Source organism: Leptospira neocaledonica (assembly GCF_002812205.1).
Classification (GTDB): Bacteria; Spirochaetota; Leptospiria; order Leptospirales; family Leptospiraceae; genus Leptospira_B; species Leptospira_B neocaledonica.
The window spans coordinates 131,601-151,770 of the sequence record NZ_NPEA01000002.1 but is presented as its reverse complement, the minus strand read 5'-3'; the positions used below and the strand labels follow the sequence as shown (position 1 = coordinate 151,770).

Genomic DNA, 20,170 nt, shown 5'->3' with positions numbered 1-20,170 from the left:
ATAAGATTCGAGTTTTATCGGAAATTATTCTTCGTCTATGTCGACTGCTGCCACGGGAACTCTATCTCCCGGAGCGAATGTACTAGCTAGAACATCTGACACGAGATTTCCCGCTTCTTCTTGGGAAACTCCTTTGCTTAGGGCGACTTCCATCTTCACTAGATTGTACGCACTTTCGTACAATTTACGTTCCATGATGGACAGTTCTTTACCGTTTGCCCTGCGGAATAAATTCCTGCACACATCCGCCACTTCGAAAATCGATCCGGACTTTATTTTGTTCAGGTTGTTTTGGTACCTGATCTTCCAGTCCTCTTCAGTATCGACCTCGTCTTTCTTGAGTAGATTGATGACTTTTTTAATATCCTTCTTGTCGATAATCGGTCGAATTCCGACCTGTTTTGCTTTATCGACCGGGATCATCACCTTCATCTTGCTACCCTGGATTTCCATTACGTAGCACTCTTTTTTCTTTCCCAGGATAACCTTTTTAGCGATTTCGGTGATTTCACCTACCCCGTGGATCGGATATACGACGTAGTCGCCTACGCCATGATCGTAGCCAGATTGTTTCTTTTTGCCAGCCAATTAGTATTAAGACTTCCGTTAAAACTCTGCTCAAAAATATAGCAAATTTTGAGGCAAAGTCAAGGAAAAAATGAGTAAACGCTCAAGAACGAACTTTGTACGAAAATTCGGATCAAAATTGAAGTTTGTGAATGGAGGTTTTGTGAAATATCGGATCGTTGAGTGGACGAATGGATTCTAGAGCCTTATTAGCTTCTTCTTTTCCGTAAAAATATCCTAAAAATAATTCCCCATCTTTGGATCTGAAAAATCTTCCTTGGAACTCAGGTTTTGCTCTTAGCAATTTTTTTCCAATTTCCATCGCTTCCACCGAATCTTCTGTCGGGATAGACAGGAAATAATTTTCCTTATCCGATCTGGCCGGATATTTGAGTCCAGAATTCCGATTCGTATTTTGAGAAGAAGAAGTTTCGGCGGAACGTTCGGTTGTGTTTGAATTTACAGCCTCGGAGGAAGAATTTTCTCTCTCTTCCACGGATTGTTCCGTTCTTACATTTTTTCCCGCATTATAAAAAGACTGAGTTTCATTTTGAGCAAATGCCTGCTCTTTCTGATCTAATCTGAGACCGACTACTACTCCACCTGTAAAAAGGGAAATAGCTCCCACCAAGACCAAAAAGATGGATCTGGAACTTGGGAAAGAACGGATCGGAGAATTCCCTCCCCTCACATGCTGAATGGTTTGCACGGTTGGAGAAGACTCTCCCTGACGTGGAGCAGGACCTCTAGTTCCGGATTGTCTCAGCCTTCTGGAATAATCTATATTTTGCATATTGCGTCCGGGAAAACTTGTCTCCTCTCAAATATCGGCAGAATTCGCCGTTTCCTCGCAGTTTTTTTGAGCTTGGGCTTTGTGAAGAAAATAAAAAAGCCGAAGTGTAAACCCCGGCTTTTTTGCAGCGATCTTTCGGTCGCATTATTTTGGATTCGAACTTATCCCACCAGATAAAGAAGAGGGAAGAGGTAAATCCAGATCAAGTCGACCACGTGCCAGAATAGTCCCACACCTTCTACAGGAGTGTAGTATTCAGGACCAACTTGGTTTTTGATCACTTTTAAAAGAACCCAGAAAATCAAGAATGCACCAGCAAGAACGTGCAAACCGTGAATACCGGACATCACGAAATAGAATCCGAAGAACAGAGGCCAGTTTTTGGTTCTTTCCAAAAGGGTCAGGTGTTCGTATTCAGTTTCGTCCAGATGAAGTTTGTGTTCTCTTTCTGCTACGCTAAGTTTATTAGCTTCTGCAAGTAGAGCACCCACTTTGGTTACCTTCTCACCGGAAGCGCTTAATTCTTCAGTGTAAGCGTATTTGCCAGGAACTGTACCTACGTGAAACTTGTGAGTGTACTCAAAAAACTTTACGACCATAAAGATCGCGGCACAAGCGATGGTTACTGCAAGAGCGATGATCGCCTTATTTTTAAGACCTCTTTGCACGTAGTTAATACCAAGCGCCATTGTGAAGGAGCTGAACAGAAGAACCACTGTATTCAACGCTCCCAAGACCACGGAAAGTTGCTTACTTCCCGCATGGAAAACTTGAGGATACAAAGAATGGTAGATGGAATATCCTACGAATAATCCACCAAACATCAGGATCTCAGTTACAAGGAATAACCAGATCCCTTGTTTAGAAGATTCGTATTGATGTTCTGCGCTGTCGAAATGATGTGCGTGATGAAAACCACCTGTGTGATTAGCGGTACTCATATGGCCCTCCGGTTAGTACTGGGGTCTTTTCAAAGTTTTCATGTGGAGGAGGAGAAGGAATAGTCCACTCCAAAGTTTTTCCTCCGAAAGGATTGTTTCCTGCTTCTTTTCCTTTCAAAAGTGCGTAGAACACTCCGAAAAGTCCGACCAAAAATCCTGTTCCGATCAACCAAGATCCGAAAGTGGACATTTGGTTTAACTCGGTGAATGTAGGAAGATAATCGTAATATCTACGAGGCATTCCCATATTCCCCAAGATGAATTGAGGGAAGAAGGTAACATTAAATCCGGAGAAGATAAAGACCCAGGAAATTCTTCCGAGCAGGTCACTATAAATTTTTCCGGTTACTTTAGGGAACCAGTAGATCAATGCTCCCATAAGAGCCATCAGAGTTCCACCAACCATCACATAATGGAAGTGAGCTACCACGAAGTAAGTATCGTGGAAGTGAATATCCATACCGGTAGAAGCCAGATACACTCCAGTCAAACCACCGATCGTGAATAAGAACATGAATCCGATCGCGAAAAGCATCGGAGCATCCAAACGGATACTTCCTTTATACATGGTCGCGATCCAGTTGAACAATTTAATCGCAGTAGGAACCCCTACAAGCATAGTGATGAAGGAGAATAAAACCCCTGCAAACTCTGATTGTCCGGAAACGAACATATGGTGTCCCCATACTAAGAAGGAAACCCCGGCAATCGCTAACGAAGAATAAGCAATCGCAGTATATCCGAAGATTATTTTGCGAGAGTATGTTGCTACCAACTCGGAGATTACTCCCATCGCAGGAAGGATCATGATATAAACTGCAGGGTGAGAATAGAACCAGAAGAAGTGTTGGAATAACACCGGATCTCCTCCCAACTGAGGATCAAAAATCCCCACTCCAAGAGTTTTCTCTGCAATAAGTAGAAGCAGTGTAATTGCAAGAACAGGAGTAGCCAATACTTGCAGGATCGCAGTTGAATAAAGTGCCCAAACCATGAGAGGAATTCTGTTCATGGTCATTCCAGGCGCTCTCAGTTTATGAGTGGTTACGATGAAGTTCAGACCAGTCAAAATCGAAGAGAATCCGATAATGAATACTCCAAGAACCATCGGGATCACTCCCATTCCAGTTTTAATGGACGAATATGGAGTGTAGAAGGTCCAACCAGTATCTACGTTTTCCAAGAAGAGAGTGGAACCAGTGATCGCAGCTCCGATCATCAGCATGTACCAGCTCATCAAGTTTAATCTTGGGAAAGCTACGTCTTTTGCTCCTATCATGATCGGAAGAACGAAGTTTCCGAAAATTGCAGGAATACCAGGAACGATCACCATGAACACCATAATGGCTCCATGGTAGGTCATCATTCTGTTATAAACATCTGCGGAAAAAAGGGTTTTTCCCGGTGTGAATAATTCTGCGCGAACTAATAGAGCGAAAACTCCTCCTAAAAAGAAGAAGCTCATGATCGCGACAAAGTACATGATCCCGATACGCTTATGATCTAAGGTCGTAAGCCAGGACCAAATCCCCTTTTGGTGATTCAGGTAATTATGTTGCTCGTGGGCCATTGTCCGTAATCCTATTTAAGCGTCTTAATGAATTCGATGATGGATTTAATCTCATCCTCTTTGATACGTCCCTGAAAGGAAGACATCGCAGGAGGGAACCCGTCTACTATTTTCGCAGTAGGAAGAAGGATGGATTGTTTGATATAAGCGTCGTCAGCAACTACTGAAGACCCATCTACAAAAACTCTTTTGTTGCCATAGAGACCTTTCCATGTAGGACCGATGCTTTTATTTCCATTTACGCTGTGACAAACGTTACAACCTAAATTATTATACAGTTCTTCACCTCGTTTCACATGGTCAACAGGACCGCCAGTCTTTGGCTGGTTTTGAGTTTCCCAAGCAGCGAATTGTTCTACATCGACCACACGAATCGTAGCCATCATATTGGAGTGTTTAGTTCCGCAATATTCAGTACAGAAAACTGTGAAGTCCCCTTTCTCAATTGGTGTGAAAGTGAAAGTAGTTCTTCTGCCTGGAACCGCATCCATTTTGTTCCTGAATGCAGGAACGTAGAAGCTATGCAGAACGTCATCAGAAGTAAGAATAAAACGAATGGTTTTACCAAGAGGAACCACTACGATTTGTGGAGCAAATAATGTAGATTCTGGAACACTTGGATCATACATTTTATCCGTTGGACTATTGATGATAATTCCATTTGCATATTGAAACTGCCAAGCCCATTGACGCGCAGTTACGTGAACCTCTACATCTCCCTTCTCTCCGACTCTGCGAAGATCATGAAATACACTCCATCCCCAAGCAAAGATGATCATCATGATCACGAAAGGTATGAAGGACCAAAGGAACTCAGCAAGAGTATTGTGCGTGATATACGCACTTTTCTGGTCTTCAGTTTTTCTTCTATACTTGAAAATGAATATTACCATTCCCCCAATGAGAATGATAAAAGAGATAAGGCCCGAAACAAGAAGAAAGATATAGAGGTTATCTACATCTCCCGATTCTTTAGTCGCTGGAACCGGCATGAAGCTTGTCGCCGTAATAAAAGAGAACCAGTTCATCGGATCGAAATCACTCCTTCCTTTTTTTATACTGTACTAGACGAGTTTTGTTTCTTCCAAAAGCGGAATAAGAACGCTGCAAGAACGAGGACGGTAAGAAAACCGCCGATTCGCATGATATTGAATGCGTATAATGTATACCTATTTTTGGATGGATCAAATTGGAAGCAAAAAAGGGCAACACTGTCAGTCAAATCGCCGATTTTACCGTTTCCAGCCTCTACAAGAGATAATCTTAGGGTCCTTTCATCCATTGGGATCCCTTTTAAGTACCTGGAAATTTGTCCATCAGGGGTGATCACATAGGCTACCGAAACATGCACCCATTGATCATTATAAGGATTCCATTTGTAGCTAAAACCCAAGCTGGAAGACAAAGCCTTTATTTCAGGATTATTTCCGGTTAAAAAACTCCATCCGGAACCGTCCCCTCTTCCATAATCTTTCACATATGCTTCTTTTTTCGCTTTTGCCAAATCCGGTTTTTCTTTCGGATCAAAACTTACTGCTATATAATTGAATTCTTTCCCAACTTCTAAATTTAATTCTTTAAGTGAAGTTGAGATCTCGTTTAGATAAAGACTGCAGAGTGTAGGACATCTATAGTAAACTAAAGTAAGAAGAAGTGGCTTTCCTTCTTTCAGATAATCGCCTATACGAACTTGTTTACCTTGTTCATCAATGAAAGATAAATTCTTATCGATATGGTTTCCTAATTTTTCTTCCAAGCCTACACCTTCGAGTTCGGGAGGAACTGCGTGAGTAGGTAATTCTCTTTCGGTATCGAAGGATAGAACGGACAGGAATGGCAGAAAAAGAATAAGAGCCGCAGCTATTTTAGAAAAACGCTGCGGATGATTGGAGGAGAACAACGTTCTATCCCGGGTTCTTTCCTTACTTCGCCGCTGCTGAAGTGTTAGAAGGAACTACTTCGTTATAATCCTTAACACCTTTGTGGAACGCAGAAAGATAAACGAAATAAAGAATGTTTGCGGCCAATACGACCACGAATGTCCAAAAACCTGCCTTGTTGTAATGGTCTCCGTTTTGGCTCATGGAATGACTCCTAAAGTATCAGAAAAAAACGTTTCACTTTTGTAAAAAGCGAAAGATACCAACCAGTTTTGGAGACCTGTCCTTTTTTTGAAAGCGTTTTTGCTTTTCAGTCATTTCATACGTTTAGAACCGACATAAAAAGCTTCTATCCTTAGGTCGGGACAGTAGAACACTCGTTCTTTACAATTTTCAAATCTTCTTTGCATGAGAATTAGTCTCAGATCAAAATTGAAGCTTCCGATTTTCAAACATCAAATCTCTTGCCCCAAATCAGTCGCGCTCAAGTATGGTAAAGGAGAGAGCTCGGATTCTCCGAAAAAACAGAATGATCGCTTCTACTTATTCTCATTTCAGAAAGTTTTCTCTCTTTCTGGTCTTATATTCGGTTTTAATTTTTCTAAACTTATTGTATGGACCACTTGTGCGAGCCACTGATTCTGGACTCGCTTGTCCTGATTGGCCTTTTTGTTTCGGTAAAATTTTTCCTGACTTCGATTTTAATATTTTTATGGAAGTCGGACATAGATACTATTCCGGATTTTTAGGAATGGTTCTTATAGCCGGCACCATCTGGGCTGCAATCGTTCCTGAATTAAGAAAACCTTTCTTAGGTTATTTTATCTTAGGGATCTTGCTCATCGCTTCTCAAGTTACATTGGGAGGTTTAACTGTTCTTCTTTCTTTGGACCCCGCGACCGTAAATCTTCACTTATTGAATGCGATCTTGTTTTTACTTTGTATAGTTACGGCGACGTTTAAAGCGCGAGTGCTTTCAAAATCTATAAACTCAAACGAGTTTTTAACAAAACAAAGTTTGTTTCAGAAGGACCAGATCCCTCTTCTGATAGGAGTATTATTAATATTCTTCCAAATCATCTTGGGAGGAAGAGTAAGTTCCAATTATGCAGGACTTGCTTGTTTAGAATTCCCAACTTGTAATGGAGAATGGGTCCCTTCTGTTCCGGAACCTAAGATACAAATACAAGTGCAGCACAGATTGGGTGCTTATTTAGTGACATTTTACGTTCTTCTAATTAACCTTTATGGAATATTCAAAGGATTCTCCGCGGAGACCAAAAAATACGTAAGAACTGCAATCATTCTTCTGATCTTACAGATCGGATTAGGAATTGTGAACGTATATGCGAAACTTCCAAAACTAGTGACAGCCGCTCATACCGGAGTGGCCATTCTTCTTTTCTTATCCGTTTATGCGGTTTGGGTGCAAAGGGCTTCCGAGCTTTCCAAGAGTAGGGTCTCTTAAATAGAATGAATAGTTTTCTTTCAGACTGGAACCAAATGATCAAGCCTAGGGTAAGCTCCCTAGTTTTAGCCACTGCTGTGCCTGGTTTATATCTTGGTTCTCCTTCTGCACCTAGCACACTTCTGGTCTTTATGACAATGCTGGGAACTTTTTTAATGTCTTCTGCTTCTTTCATTTTCAATCAAATCTTGGAAAAAGATAGAGATGCAAAAATGAAACGGACTGCAAATCGTCCTATCCCTGCAGGAAGGATCAGTAAGGCGCAAGCTTGGATCGTAGGATTTGCGATGACCTTTGCTGCTTTCGCAGTTTTATATTATTTTGCAAATTTACTCACTGCGATATGCGCGTTTGCAGCACTTCTCGCATATGTTTTTCTATATACCATACTTTTAAAACCAAGAACACATCAGAATATCGTAATAGGTGGAGTGGCGGGTTGTGTAGGACCTCTGATCGGTTACGCTGCCGTTAGTAATTCTTTACCTTTGCCGGCTTGGATCTTATTCCTAATGATCTTTCTCTGGACCCCGGCTCATTTCTGGGCACTTGCTATCTTTTTGAAAGAAGATTATAGCGACGCAAATTTCCCGATGCTTCCTGTTGTAAAAGGTGTAAAGGAAACTGGACGATCTATTTTGTTCTATACGGTTCTGTACGTGGGATCTGTGATCGCATTCTATTGGGCGGAACCTTCCATGGGTTGGTTGTATATGATCTCTTCCGTGGTGTTGAGCATCTCCATAATTTATCTTTCCGTTAAATTGTTCCAAAATCCTGAGCCTAAATTTGCAAGAGGATTTTTCTTCTTTAGTATTCTTCATTTGTTTTTGATCAATATCTTGATTTTGATCGATCATTCTATCGCAGCTTAAATTTATCAGTTTCCCGAAATCTCTTTAGATATAATTTATTTAGGGAAAAAATTCCTTTACTTTAAATCGGGTTTTTCGCTCAAAAAAACTTCACTTCATTTTTTAAACCTTTCAGAGTTGACAGTCGCTTAAGAGCAGATAGATTTCTCTCCTCAAGAGGTTTTTCCCATGATCAATCTTTCGAATTCGGTTCGCGTTTATGTCCTGAAACTATCGGTGGTTTTAGGCTTAGTATCCTTTTCGGGTCCTTCAATTTTTTCTCAGAGCAAACCGGGAGAATTCGACGCGGAATTATATGCACAGTTGGTGAGACAAAGTAATGTGCAGTTCACAAATCTGATTAAGTCCAAGACGGTGCTTACAGATCATAAAGGTTGGAAGAAACCGATAGACAAAGCATTCGGTAAACTTTCCAAAAATTCCGGAAACCCTCCTTTTCCTCTAGTTTATAAAATCGTAAAAGAGGCAAGCTTCAACGCATTTGCGATGGCAGGCGGACAATTTTGCATTCATTCAGGTGCCTTAGACTCACTCGATGAGATTATCAAACAGAAAGAAGCAGATGCGGCACAAAAGTTGGACTTCCATCGAGAAAGATATATAGCAGGAGTATTGTCTCACGAATTAGCGCACTTCTATAATAGACATGTTTTTAACAGTGTAAAAAAGTTTTACGCACTCAAAGATGAGTCGGCCGGAAAAGCCTTCTTAGAAAATAACAAATTTTCTCAAGAGCAAGAGTTAGATGCGGACCAAACAGGTTTGTTCCTATTGGATAAAGCAGGTTACGGCGGCGACTTCATGCTGATTACTCTCCAAACCTTAAACGAAGTAGAACAATCGTATAAAGAAGCATTAGCTTCTTCTAAAGCAGATAAAACTAGACCTGAGCTGATAGGTTCTCATTATTTCTCCAGTCATCCTTCTCCAAACGAAAGATTGTCCAGACTCAAGACGGATAAACAAGAACTGTATGCCTTCTTAGCTAAGATGGAAAAAACTTTCGATGATATCCAGCTGGGAAGAAATTTAGATGATGCAAGATCCAATTTAGAAGACGGTATTAAAAAATTTCCAGAGAACACTTACTTGAGCAAGGCTCTCGCGGTTTGTATGCACAAGATCTGGATGGCGACAGCTTCCAATGAAGAACTAAAATTAAAACCTGTATTGGATATGCCTTCCTTTAGAGACACTATGGTGTTTCCTCCTGATAAAAGTAAACGTGCAGTCATGAGGATTGTTCCTGGAAACGAAGCGGCATATAATCGTGCACTCAAAGCTTATAGAGAAGTAATCGTAAAAACAGACGATCCTTACTTTCTTTCCAACTATGCGGTTTTACTTTCTTATTCTGCGGATGAAAAAGATTTAGATGTAGCTGTTAGTGTTGCTAACCAAGCTTTTCAAGCGGAAGGAACCGTTGCATTAGCTAATAACTTGGGAGTGGTGCTGTTCTGGACGGACAAAAGAGAAGAAGCAAAAGAACTTTTCAATCGCCTCGCCTTGTCCATAGATCAAAAGATCAGGACTCTTGCTTCTCAAAGCGGCAATAATCCTCAGATCGCTCAATATCTAAAAACGATAGGCCAATCCACTGCGCAGAAGCAACAAGTAGATCCGGATTATATCTATGAGAACTTTACTCCTATCTTAAATATTGCATTGGTAGAATCTTATTCAGCGGTAGATCCTAAATCCAAGGGACTCGCAAATTATTATCTAACCAATTACGATTCTACTTCCGGTTGGGCAAAGGTTCTAGCAAAGATACATTCAATAGAACTGACGGCTCCTACCCCTGCTAATGAAGTGAATGCATTTAAAGTCGGTGGAGTTGGTCCCGGAGATAAATTAGAAGACCTTCTGAAGAACTGGGGAAAACCTACACGTATCAAAACGGATAAAAAAAGCGGTCTGGAATATTTCGAATACGATAACAAAGAGACAGCATTTATCTTAGATATGGGAACTGTAGTGCAAGTAAATGTAGTCGGAGATGCGAGCCCAGGATTAGGGCAAGGAATTACAGTTGGATCTTCTAAACCGGCTGCAGAAAAACTTTTGGGTTCTAAATTCAGAAAACAAGGCGATTATCACGACTATTACGAAAAGGGAAAAGCTTTCGTGAAATATAATAAACACGGAAAGATAGATCTTTTAGTGGTTCAGTGATTGGTTTTTAGAGATCTCGAAAGCCAATTGAACATTCAAAAAATAGCAATTACTTGATATACTTACGGGATTTGTATCTTTTGATCAATCAAATCCCGTATATTTTTCGCCTGAATGGTTTGTAATTGAATCCCCGAATCCGATAAAAGAAGATTAAAATCTAAAGGATCCCACATTTCCGCTTTTTTCCAAATATCCATAGTATGCGAAAAATTACTAATCCAAGGAGTTAATTTTTCTTTAAAGTAATGGAATACGTTTTCAATTTCAGCTTTCAAATCAGGTTCAATTTCACTGAGAATAGTAGGATCAATAAGCTCAATCTTTGTATTGATATTCAAATTATACCCCGCTGATTTCTGAACACGAATTAAATTTTCTGCCTCGAGTTCTTCTAATTTGACGTCATATCCTGAAAATGCAGGACCGTTGGGCATTTTTATAAATTGCAGTTCGGGAAAAGTTCGATTTTGATTTTTACAATATCTGTATGCTTCTATAAAAAAAACGAGCTTCACCCATTTAGTCTTAACAAGGGGGCCTTGATTTAACTCCAATAAACAAACCGTTGCTTTGTTCAATATACTCATATCATTTGCCTCCTTGTGCATTAATTATATTTTTCAATAGATGAATTCTTATCTTACTGCCAAGTAACTTTTCATCTTCAACTAAGAGTTTATTTTCCATTAATCTTTTATGAGATAAACTACTTTGATCATAATACGGTTTCGAATAGATCCAAACACAAGTTTCATCCTCTATACCTTTAAGAGTCCCTGGTTTCATTCGGATTTTTTCAAAATCTTTACTTTTAAACCGATTTTGTTGAATAACTTTATTATAAAAAGACTCAGAGAGACTTATATAATTGTGCCCAGTAATTCCATTTATCCTAAAAGCACGGTCTATAGGCAATCCTAGGTAATCTTGGCTTTTTTGGGTACCTAAATCCAAAAAAGCAGGATTAAAAATTTTATTCCCATAGTCCAAAGTAATCGTTAAATAAAAACGGTCTTGCTCTAGCCATTCAGAATTTTGCTTATCTAGATACTCGATTACTTCGATACATTTATCCAATAACTGATCTGCCTTCGTTTCAGGAGAGCTTTGAGTCTGGCTTGAGAGAATTTTCTTTGTCATCACATCTTCTGTGTCTGGGAAAACGTAAAATACCCCGTCACCTAAAAACTTAATAGGATCGCCAATATCATTCATTGTTTGAACTACAATCTCATAAAAGTTGAGAAACGTTGAAATCCAATCAGCTGCCTGACCCTTTGACAGGGACTTAATTTTTGTCGAATTTACTAAATCAAATAATACAACATATCCAGATATAAGAGATAGTTCAATAGAACTTCTTTCACCCCTTGAGCGAATATATCGATCTGATTCTAATTCTTCTGGATTTAGCATTGCGAATAACGTAAATATTATAAGAAAAAACAAAAATTCAATAAATAAATATTAAGGAAATGTTATTCCCCGGAATTCTTATTCGCCTTCTTTATTACTTAGCCGCCTCACCCCAACTCCTACAATTGAAACCAAAAACGCCGGGACCCAAATATATAAAAGTTCGGATTGGATCACAACCCAACCTCTTTCCGTAAAAAAGTTCTTAGGACCGATAGGAGAAACCCGTATCGGTCTATATTCGAAAAAAATTCTTTCAGAACGCCAAGGAAGGAAGAACCCAACTCCTAAACCGCCTGTGGTCATCGCGTCCAATACTCCATGAGAGATCGCAGATACAGAAAGAAATAAAAAGATAATAAGCCAACTTGCTTTCAGTTTGGTTCGGAAGAATGCCACAATGCAGGATACTACCAAAGCAAATAAAATAGAATGAGTAAATCCTCTGTGACCCCAGTCACTTTCGTACGGGATCCCGAATTTAAAAGCGACTACATCGAAATCGGGAAGAATAGAGAAGAATATTCCAAAAATTGCAAGTATTACGGGAATTCTCTTTTTTCCGAAAAAGAAGAAGAGAGAAATTGGAACTGCTGGGTGAGAAAAGATTGTAGCCATTATTCAATCGTCAAGTCCTGCAACGGACCAGACTTCCATCCTTACGAAAAAAAATCTTCATCTCCATTCCCTTTTCGGGAGCTTGGGCATGATAATCCAATTTGCATTCGGATTCCGAAGGAGAGAAAGGATTTCGGGGAAGTTTTTCCTTAGGACACCAAAATCTTTCCTTTTCGGAACTGTACAATTTCCAATCGGAAGGATAGAGTGGATGAATCCCTGCATCTAAAAATAGGTTCCTAGAGAGCTCCTGAGGTTGGTAGGGGCTTCCTCCCCCGTGAACCCCTACGAACATATCCAATCTGTCGTCTCGGATATATAGAGGAGATCCTGTATCGTTCAGGCAGAAATACCCGTCATGGTACTTTCCATTCTGCATTTTGATCTTCTTTTCTTTGATCCTAGGAATAAAGGCTAATGCACCGATCACCTTGGATTTGTTACAGGAAGAAATTTTTGCTCCGATTTTCTCGCATAAATCCTTAAAACTCACAGCCAAGGTCCTATAAGGAAACACTTGGTAGTTGTATCCTGCACCCCAACCCCATTCCAAATCGTAGAGTTCGTATTTTCCTTCTCCTGCAAAATGGTACTTCTTTCCGTCCTTTGCAATCCCACTACCTTCCCAACGTACTTGTTCTAAGAATGTAGCGGACGCTCTGCCAATTTCTTTTCCGGAAGGAGAATACGCGGCCACTTCTGTGCCAGGAAAGGCTTCTTCCAATGCTAAATGATAATACGTAGGGTAATAGGCTCCTAAACTCGTTGGCTGGAATTCAGACAAACGTTCCAGATCTTCTGGAGATAGAAATCTTTCTAAAGGCTTTGGAGAGTGATCCAGAGAGGTCTGCATGGGTCGGAACGCGTGCTGGTACGCAAGAGGTTTCAAATTGGTTCTTGGATAAATGCAGGAATCTTTAGAACGACGTATCTTTGAGGTTTCGGATTTGGTGAATGGATCTTCTAAGATGACGGCTTCTCCGTGAAATACACGGATACTTTGTTCCTTTTCAGGAAATTTACATTCACAACCTTCCGGAGAGTTAATACAGAGTATTTTTGCGTAGATAGGAGGAGTGTTTTGACTAAACCGAGGGCCGGAAAATAGGGATAAGAGTAGAATGTAGAGTAATATCCCGCTCCCAAGAGGGAGCGGGACCAGTTTCTTTAGAAAAAAGAGCAATTAGATATTGCTCTCTCCTTCGCTGGAACCGCCAGTTGGGAACAGGCTTGGTGCAGGCGTAGGTTCTGGGGTCGCAACTGGAGCAGTAGGACGAGGCGCCGGTTTCTTTGGAGCAGCTTTTTTCTTAACTACTTTCTTTTTAGGCGCAGACTTCTTCTTAACTGCTTTCTTCTTAGTGGCTTTAACGACCTTTTTTTTCGCTACTTTCTTCTTTGCCGCTTTCTTCTTAGGTGCGGCTTTTTTCTTTGCTTTCTTCTTAGCTACCATGGTAGATACTCCTTGTATCTGGGGAATCTTTCCGTTATTCCTAGAGTAAATTTCCACTCGTAAGACTTAGAGGTAAAAGAGTAAAACCTTTTTTCATTTTCTTTCGTTAAAGCAATCTAAAACAATTCATAATGTTTCGTTTCTATCTCTAAGTTGCGCTGAATGAGTATCCTAGATCGGTAAAACTCTCTTCAGGAGAACGTAGTCGATGGCTAACTAAGAAGGTTTTGACTAAACCTTTTCCTTTCACCTTAATCTCTCCCCTTTCTGTTAACGCAAAATCGGATCGAATTAGTTCTGCAGTGGATTCCGTAACCTGAATTTCTCCCGGAACACCATGAGATTCCATACGACTGGCGAGATTTACTGCATCTCCCCATATATCATAGATGAATTTTTTCGTTCCAATGACTCCTGCGACTACCGGACCAGTATTAATCCCTATTCTCATACGCAGTTTAGTACCCATTTTTTTGAGTTTGAATTTGGATAGAAGCTCCTTCATGTCCCAAGCCATATGAGCTACAAGCAAAGGGTGAGCCTCATTCGGTAGGGGAAGGCCTCCCACTGCCATATACGCGTCTCCGATGGTCTTAATCTTCTCCAAACCGTATTTTTCTGCCAGAATATCGAAATGAGAGAACACTTCGTTTAAGATGCGTACTACGGACTCGGGCCTCATCACTGCGGAAAGTTTAGTGAAACCTACGATATCCGCAAAAAGAATAGAAACATTCGGATAACTGTCCGCGATAAGCCCGGTGTTTGACTTCAATTCCTGTGCGATAGAATGTGGGAGGACATTCAGAAGTAATTTTTCAGCCTTATCCTGCTCGATACGTACCTTCTCATAAGCATCTGCAATCTCAATCCTTGCTTTTTCATTGTCAGCAAGTGTAGAACGAACTGTTCCTAAAACTAAATTGTAACGCTCTGCGATCTGACCGACTTCAGTAAATGGTTCTACTGGAACATCCACTGCCAGATCCCCAGTCTTTCTCTGATAATCCATGGCTAAAAATAGATCGATTAGCTCTGTAGTGGCCTTATGCTCCGAGATATTTAGGCCCATTCTTTCTTCGTCCCCATCTACACGGAGAGGGAAAAACTTGTTAATTAGGTAGAAGATCAACAAAGAAAGTCCGAATGCAAATCCTCCCACGGAAAGTATTCCCAATACCTGCGTAAGGAGAAGAGTGGATCTAGTAACATTATGCCCAATCAGGTTTAGATCTCCGAAAATTCCGACGGCGATCGTTCCCCAAATCCCACCGATCAGGTGGACCGGGATGGCTCCTACTGCGTCGTCTATCTTAAGTTTTTCTAAAAGTTTTTCTGCAGGAAGAACGAAGGAACCAGCAATACTACCTATGATGGCTGACTGAATTGGAGTAAAACAATCCGCACCCGCAGTGATGGCGACTAGTCCAGCCAAGGACCCATTCAAAGGTGCAGTTGCCTCCGGAAATCCTTTGATCAACCATGCGGCCAACATCGCTACCATAAGAGAAAATCCGGAAGAGATGATCGTGTTCAGGATGATGCCAGGAACTTTTTCATTAAAACCTAAAGTACTTCCCCCATTAAATCCCATCCAACCGAACCAAAGTAAAATTCCACCTAACATCGCCATCGGAAGGTTACTTCCGGTAACTATCTTAGGCGGTTCATTTTCCGGAAATCTTCCGATCCTTGCTCCCACGATAAGAAGAAGTGAAAGCGATACCCAACCACCCACACTATGAACTAAAGTGGAACCGGCAAAGTCATGAAATCCTCTCGCTGCCAACCAACCATGATTTTCATCCGTCAAACTTCCTCCCCAACACCAGTGACCTGCGATCGGATAGATCACCCCTGAGATCAAAGCAGTGGCGAATAGATAAGAATGAAATTTTAATCTTTCTGCAACTGCTCCTGAAACAATCGTCGCAGAAGTTCCGCAGAACACTAGTTGAAATAAGAAGAAAGTCGGAGGCCAAGCCTTACCTTCCGGAAACACAGGAGCAAATAAAGAAGTTCCTATGAATCCATTCCAAGTGACTCCGAACATAAGTCCGAAACCGAATGTATAAAAAAGTAGAGTGGCCACTCCAAAGTCCGCCACATTCTTGATCGCGACGTTAATGGAGTTTTTAGCTCTAGTAAGTCCGGATTCTAATACAAGGAAACCGCCTTGCATGATCAACACCAGTCCAGAACATACCAATACCCAAAGTATATCCAATAAGCTCTTTTCTAAACTCATAGAAAAGGTTCCCCCGAATGATTCCTCACAAAATGTTCGCTTATTAATTTAAATTATCGGAATACTTTTATTCCAATCTAACAAGACGCAAGCGGGAAACCTCATAATAATCTAGCAAAGAAGGGTGATAAATGCCCCGAAAGTAGTCCCCCACTTGAGTGGGTTCTAATCGTTAAAAGAGCAAGAACAGCTTCTTCACATCCTCAAACTTTCCAGAATTTGAGGGAAAATTCGATTTTTTTGAAGAACAGTGTTTATTTCGAACGTAACGACCGTTCTACAAAGTCTTATAGATAACGGCTAAAGCAGGGGCTTCGAAGGAGAAAAAAGCCTTTCCCTCTAAAAAGCCTGTTTTAAACAAGGATTAACTCTACAAAAACCGAGATGTTGGTATAATTCCATGAGGGAAATCAAAACCGTAACCGTTCTTGGCGCAAATGGGACAATGGGCGCCGGATCCGCAGCTATCGTGGCTGCATTTGGTAAGGCAAAAGTCCATATGTTAGCCCGTGACGTTAACAAAGCCAAAGAAGGGATCGAAAAAGCTATTTCTTCCATCAAGACGGACACTATCCGTCCTAGATTAATTCCTGGTTCTTATGACCAAGACCTGGAAAAAGCAGTCTCCGAATCCGATTGGGTTTTCGAGCTTGTTGCAGAAAGTTATGAAGTAAAAGAACCGATCAACAAAAGGATCGCGAAAGCTCGTAAACCGGGCACAATCGTATCCACTGTTTCTTCCGGTCTTTCTATCGCTCGTTTAGCTGACGCTTTCGACGAAGACGGTAAAAAACATTATTACGGAACTCACTTCTTCAACCCTCCGTATAAAATGATCCTTTGCGAATTAGTAACTCATGCAGGAAACGATAAAAAAGTTACTAAAAAACTCGGAGAGTATTTAGACAAAACTCTGGGACGCGCTGTAGTTTATACAAACGACACTCCTGCATTCGCAGGAAACAGAATCGGATTCCAGTTGATCAACGAAGCCGCAATCAAAGCGGAAGAATATTCCGACAAAGGTGGTATCGCACTTATCGACGCGATCATGAGCGGATACACCGGAAGAGCAATGGCTCCTCTGGACACTGCTGACTTCGTTGGTTTGGATGTTCACAAGGCAATCGTAGACAACCTCTATGAGATGACCAAAGACGCTGCACATTCTACCTTCAAACTTCCAGGTTATTTCCAAAAGTTGATCGATAAAGGCGACTTAGGAAGAAAGTCCGGACAAGGTCTTTATAAGATGACCAAAACTCCTGACGGTAAAAAGGAAAAATTGTATTATGATATCAAAGGTGACCTGTTTGTTCCGGTCCCTAAATTCGATATTCCTTTTATCAAAGAAGCAAACCGCAGGATCGGCGAAGCTGATTATATCGGCGCAATGAATATCGTAAAAGAAGCGAAAGGTCTGGAAGCAGATATCGCTCGTTACTTCATCGCTCGTTACATAAGCTACTCTCTCTCCCTCGTAGGAGAAGTTGTGGAAAGCAAAGAAATGACCGACCTTGCGATGGGAACCGGATTTAACTGGGCGCCTGCATCTGCATTCGTAGACTTCTTAGGCGGACCTAAGGAAGCAATCAGTCTAATCACTAAGGCGAAACTTCCTGTTCCGGAAGTATTGGCAAAAGCAAAAGCGGGAAAACCTTTCTATCAATTGAAAGATGTTTTAGACGCTCGTTCTCTTTTTAAAGGATAATAAGGGAGGAAAGATTACATGAAAGATGCAGTTTACGTACTCGGCGGAGAGCAAACAGACTTCCAACGTAACTGGACTAAAGAAGGAAAAACCTTCATGTCCTTGTTCAGGGAAGCCGTTCAAGACGGACTAGAAAAAGTTGGTCTTACTCCTGACGAAATCAAAAAGTTAAACAAACAAAATCGTATCGGAGTTTTCGTAGGAAACTTTGATGGGGAACAATATGCAGTCCAAGGGCATTTGGGCGCTTTCTTAACTGAAGTAGATCCTTGTTTCTTCGGAGTTCCAGGCGCTCGTTATGAAGCTGCTTGTGCTTCCGGTTCTGTTGCTATCGACGCTGCTCAAACCAAACTTCGCTCTAAAGATTATGATGTAGCGATTGTTGTGGGTATGGAGATCATGAAGACTGTTTCTTCTTCCGTAGGAGGAGACTTCTTAGGAACCGCAGCTTATTACGAAAAAGAAGCTAAGGGAGTTCAATTCCCATTCCCTAAACTTTTCGGAAAACTCGCAGACGTTCTTTTAGAGCGTTATAAGTTAGATGAAAAACGTTATATGGGAGCACTTGCGGAAATTTCTAGAATTAATTACGCAAACGCAAAACGTAACCCTAAAGCTCAAACCCGTTCTTGGTTCATGAACAATGAACATGCAAACGCAAGAGGCGGAGAGTTCAATATGGCAGTGGGTGGACGCCTTGCGATCACCGATTGTTCTCAGGTAACTGACGGTGCTGCGTTAGTGGTTCTTGCTAACAAGAATTACGCAGAAGAATTCGCTAAGAAAAAAGGAACTAAACTTTCTGCTTATCCTAAGATCAAAGGATGGGGACACAGAGTTGCTCCAATCACTTTCGAAGCAAAAGTTGCAGAATCTAAAGGAGACAAATGGGTTCTTCCTTGGACTCGCCAAACCGTTAAAGATGCTTTCGATCGTTCAGGTCTAAACACTAAAGACATAGACGTTTTCGAAACTCACGACTGTTTCACTTCTTCCGAGTATGCAGCGATCTCCGCATTCGGGATCACTCAACCTGGAAAAGAACACGAAGCAATCGAAGACGGAGTGATCGACTTCCACGGTAAAAAACCGATCAACCCATCCGGTGGACTTATCGGAGCGGGACATCCAGTGGGAGCTTCCGGTGTGAGAATGATGTTAGACATCTACAAACAAGTTACCGGAACTGCTGGTGATTACCAAGTAGAAGGCGCAAAAAATGGACTGATGCTCAATATCGGGGGATCAGCAACCACCAATTACGTGTTCGTAGTCGGAAAATAAATTCTTTCTACAAAAAAGAATGGAAAAGCCCGGTATTCCCGGGCTTTTCGTTTATATGGGTTTACGCACGGCAAAAGATTGGAATCAATTCTTACTTAGATTTTTCGTAGCTCTAGGCTTTTGGGAAGTCGCCTCTGTTTCTCTTCGAACTCTTTTATTCTCCACTTTCTATTTTGATCCAAACTTAAAGAACTTCTTCGTTCCTATGTCCCAGGTATTTTGGATCGGACCTATCGTTGCAGACGTTTTAGAAGTATTCTTCATTGGAATATTAATATCTCTTGTTAAACCAGCATTACCGTATGGCCTCATTGGTGGACTTCTTGCAGGGATTATATTTTCGATCGCCGCATTTGTCGCTCCAGCTTTGGCAATCTCTCAATTTACGGGAGCCTTTCCTGTAAAACTGGTTTGGCTTTGGGTATTCTACCAAACAGTTTTAAGCATATTATCTTGTTTCGTTTTTACCTTCTCAAGCGAAGAAGATTAACTGACCTAAAATCCGTTCCGAATTTTTAGGACTTTGTTCTAAATCCAAAAACCCTGGGAGTAAATCCAGACCAGGCAGGGTCCAATTTTTAAAAGAGAAATCCTCTTTTTGAATTTGTATGAAAACGATCCTCTGGGTTCTAATCTCATTATTTTCTTTTAATGGTCTGACAGCAGGTCCAAAAGATCAAAACGAGATTCCGAACATTCCTCTCTACTCCCTGGATCTAGAAAGAAAAACATTATACCAAGAACTTAGCCAAATCCAGGAAGAAGATCTGGTCATTCTAAATCTCACCAGTTCCGATTGCCCTCCCTGCAAGGAAGAAGTCCCGAATTTATTAGAATATTCTAAAAAATGGAACGGCTCTCATCCAAAAACAAAATTACATCTTTGGATCGTTTTTGTAGGAGATAATCCTGATTCTGTTTCCAAATTAGCGAATGAACTTGGGATTAAAAAACAAGCCTCCTTATATTTTGACAGCTTGCAAACAAGTATGCGAATTTTAGACTTCCCTGGAACTCCTACCACGATCATTGTTCAAAAGAAAAACGTCCTATTCAAAGAATACGGATACACTAAAGAAAACTGGTCCAAAATGATTTCCGTTCTGGAAAACAGGAGATAATCCTTTGGGAGATTTTTCTGTAAAATCGCGAACTCAGTTATCGATTGACC

General features: G+C 40.9%; 20 protein-coding genes. 7 read left to right on the top strand and 13 right to left on the bottom strand.

What is annotated here, in order from left to right:
• Positions 1-24 precede the first annotated feature (24 nt).
• The 7 genes from CH365_RS03080 to CH365_RS19940 form a co-directional block, all read right to left on the bottom strand.
• Entirely contained in the window at positions 25-588 is a 564-nt protein-coding gene (locus CH365_RS03080) for a CarD family transcriptional regulator (protein ID WP_100767146.1), read from the bottom strand.
• Positions 589-700: 112 nt separating this feature from the next.
• Positions 701-1,360, bottom strand: coding sequence for a hypothetical protein (locus CH365_RS03075; RefSeq protein ID WP_100767145.1), 660 nt, complete (start codon positions 1,358-1,360; stop codon positions 701-703).
• 161 nt (positions 1,361-1,521) lie between these two features.
• Positions 1,522-2,301 (bottom strand): cytochrome c oxidase subunit 3 family protein, encoded by a 780-nt coding sequence (locus CH365_RS03070; RefSeq protein WP_100767144.1) that lies wholly within the window; start codon positions 2,299-2,301, stop codon positions 1,522-1,524.
• Complete coding sequence (gene ctaD / locus CH365_RS03065; protein ID WP_100767143.1) at positions 2,288-3,871, bottom strand: cytochrome c oxidase subunit I; 1,584 nt, start codon at positions 3,869-3,871, stop codon at positions 2,288-2,290. Before ctaD ends, CH365_RS03070 begins: the two co-directional genes overlap by 14 nt.
• An 11-nt stretch (positions 3,872-3,882) precedes the next feature.
• Positions 3,883-4,899, bottom strand: a complete 1,017-nt coding sequence (gene coxB, locus CH365_RS03060; RefSeq protein WP_208861151.1) for a cytochrome c oxidase subunit II — start codon at positions 4,897-4,899, stop codon at positions 3,883-3,885.
• 26 nt (positions 4,900-4,925) lie between these two features.
• Positions 4,926-5,771: an SCO family protein gene (locus CH365_RS03055; RefSeq protein WP_100767141.1), complete on the bottom strand. Its 846-nt coding sequence runs from the start codon at positions 5,769-5,771 to the stop codon at positions 4,926-4,928.
• Between the two features lie 22 nt (positions 5,772-5,793).
• Positions 5,794-5,955: a hypothetical protein gene (locus tag CH365_RS19940; protein ID WP_020769045.1), complete on the bottom strand. Its 162-nt coding sequence runs from the start codon at positions 5,953-5,955 to the stop codon at positions 5,794-5,796.
• A 325-nt stretch (positions 5,956-6,280) separates the two neighbouring features.
• Here CH365_RS19940 and CH365_RS03050 point away from each other — a divergent pair, with 325 nt between their 5' ends.
• From CH365_RS03050 to CH365_RS03040, 3 genes are all read left to right on the top strand, one after another.
• Complete coding sequence (locus tag CH365_RS03050; protein WP_100767140.1) at positions 6,281-7,219, top strand: COX15/CtaA family protein; 939 nt, start codon at positions 6,281-6,283, stop codon at positions 7,217-7,219.
• A gap of 5 nt (positions 7,220-7,224) precedes the next feature.
• A complete protein-coding gene (gene cyoE, locus CH365_RS03045) occupies positions 7,225-8,094 on the top strand; it encodes a heme o synthase (RefSeq protein ID WP_100767139.1) in 870 nt (289 codons plus the stop codon).
• Between the two features lie 168 nt (positions 8,095-8,262).
• Entirely contained in the window at positions 8,263-10,269 is a 2,007-nt protein-coding gene (locus tag CH365_RS03040) for a M48 family metallopeptidase (protein WP_100767138.1), read from the top strand.
• Positions 10,270-10,331: 62 nt separating this feature from the next.
• On the opposite strand, the gene CH365_RS03035 is transcribed toward CH365_RS03040, so the two are convergent.
• The 6 genes from CH365_RS03035 to amt all read right to left on the bottom strand — a co-directional run bounded on the left by CH365_RS03035 (position 10,332) and on the right by amt (position 16,004).
• Entirely contained in the window at positions 10,332-10,859 is a 528-nt protein-coding gene (locus CH365_RS03035) for a type II toxin-antitoxin system antitoxin SocA domain-containing protein (protein WP_165782565.1), read from the bottom strand.
• Position 10,860: 1 nt separating this feature from the next.
• Complete coding sequence (locus CH365_RS03030) at positions 10,861-11,688, bottom strand: hypothetical protein (RefSeq protein ID WP_125226288.1); 828 nt, start codon at positions 11,686-11,688, stop codon at positions 10,861-10,863.
• Positions 11,689-11,766: 78 nt separating this feature from the next.
• Positions 11,767-12,306 (bottom strand): metal-dependent hydrolase, encoded by a 540-nt coding sequence (locus tag CH365_RS03025; RefSeq protein WP_100767135.1) that lies wholly within the window; start codon positions 12,304-12,306, stop codon positions 11,767-11,769.
• 10 nt (positions 12,307-12,316) lie between these two features.
• The gene (locus CH365_RS03020) at positions 12,317-13,489 is read right to left on the bottom strand and encodes an RlpA-like double-psi beta-barrel domain-containing protein (RefSeq protein ID WP_100767134.1); all 1,173 of its coding nucleotides are present in this window, start codon (positions 13,487-13,489) and stop codon (positions 12,317-12,319) included.
• Positions 13,490-13,756, bottom strand: coding sequence for a hypothetical protein (locus CH365_RS20045; RefSeq protein WP_208861150.1), 267 nt, complete (start codon positions 13,754-13,756; stop codon positions 13,490-13,492).
• Between the two features lie 148 nt (positions 13,757-13,904).
• Positions 13,905-16,004 (bottom strand): ammonium transporter, encoded by a 2,100-nt coding sequence (gene amt / locus CH365_RS03010; protein ID WP_100767132.1) that lies wholly within the window; start codon positions 16,002-16,004, stop codon positions 13,905-13,907.
• Positions 16,005-16,404: 400 nt separating this feature from the next.
• Between amt and CH365_RS03005 the strand changes: the two genes are divergently transcribed.
• The 4 genes from CH365_RS03005 to CH365_RS02990 all read left to right on the top strand — a co-directional run bounded on the left by CH365_RS03005 (position 16,405) and on the right by CH365_RS02990 (position 20,120).
• Positions 16,405-17,715 (top strand): 3-hydroxyacyl-CoA dehydrogenase family protein, encoded by a 1,311-nt coding sequence (locus CH365_RS03005; RefSeq protein ID WP_100767131.1) that lies wholly within the window; start codon positions 16,405-16,407, stop codon positions 17,713-17,715.
• Between the two features lie 18 nt (positions 17,716-17,733).
• The gene (locus CH365_RS03000) at positions 17,734-18,999 is read left to right on the top strand and encodes an acetyl-CoA acetyltransferase (protein ID WP_100767130.1); all 1,266 of its coding nucleotides are present in this window, start codon (positions 17,734-17,736) and stop codon (positions 18,997-18,999) included.
• A 55-nt stretch (positions 19,000-19,054) separates the two neighbouring features.
• Positions 19,055-19,489 (top strand): hypothetical protein, encoded by a 435-nt coding sequence (locus CH365_RS02995; protein ID WP_208861158.1) that lies wholly within the window; start codon positions 19,055-19,057, stop codon positions 19,487-19,489.
• Positions 19,490-19,607: 118 nt separating this feature from the next.
• Positions 19,608-20,120, top strand: coding sequence for a TlpA family protein disulfide reductase (locus CH365_RS02990; RefSeq protein ID WP_100767128.1), 513 nt, complete (start codon positions 19,608-19,610; stop codon positions 20,118-20,120).
• The last annotated feature ends 50 nt before the right edge of the window (positions 20,121-20,170 follow it).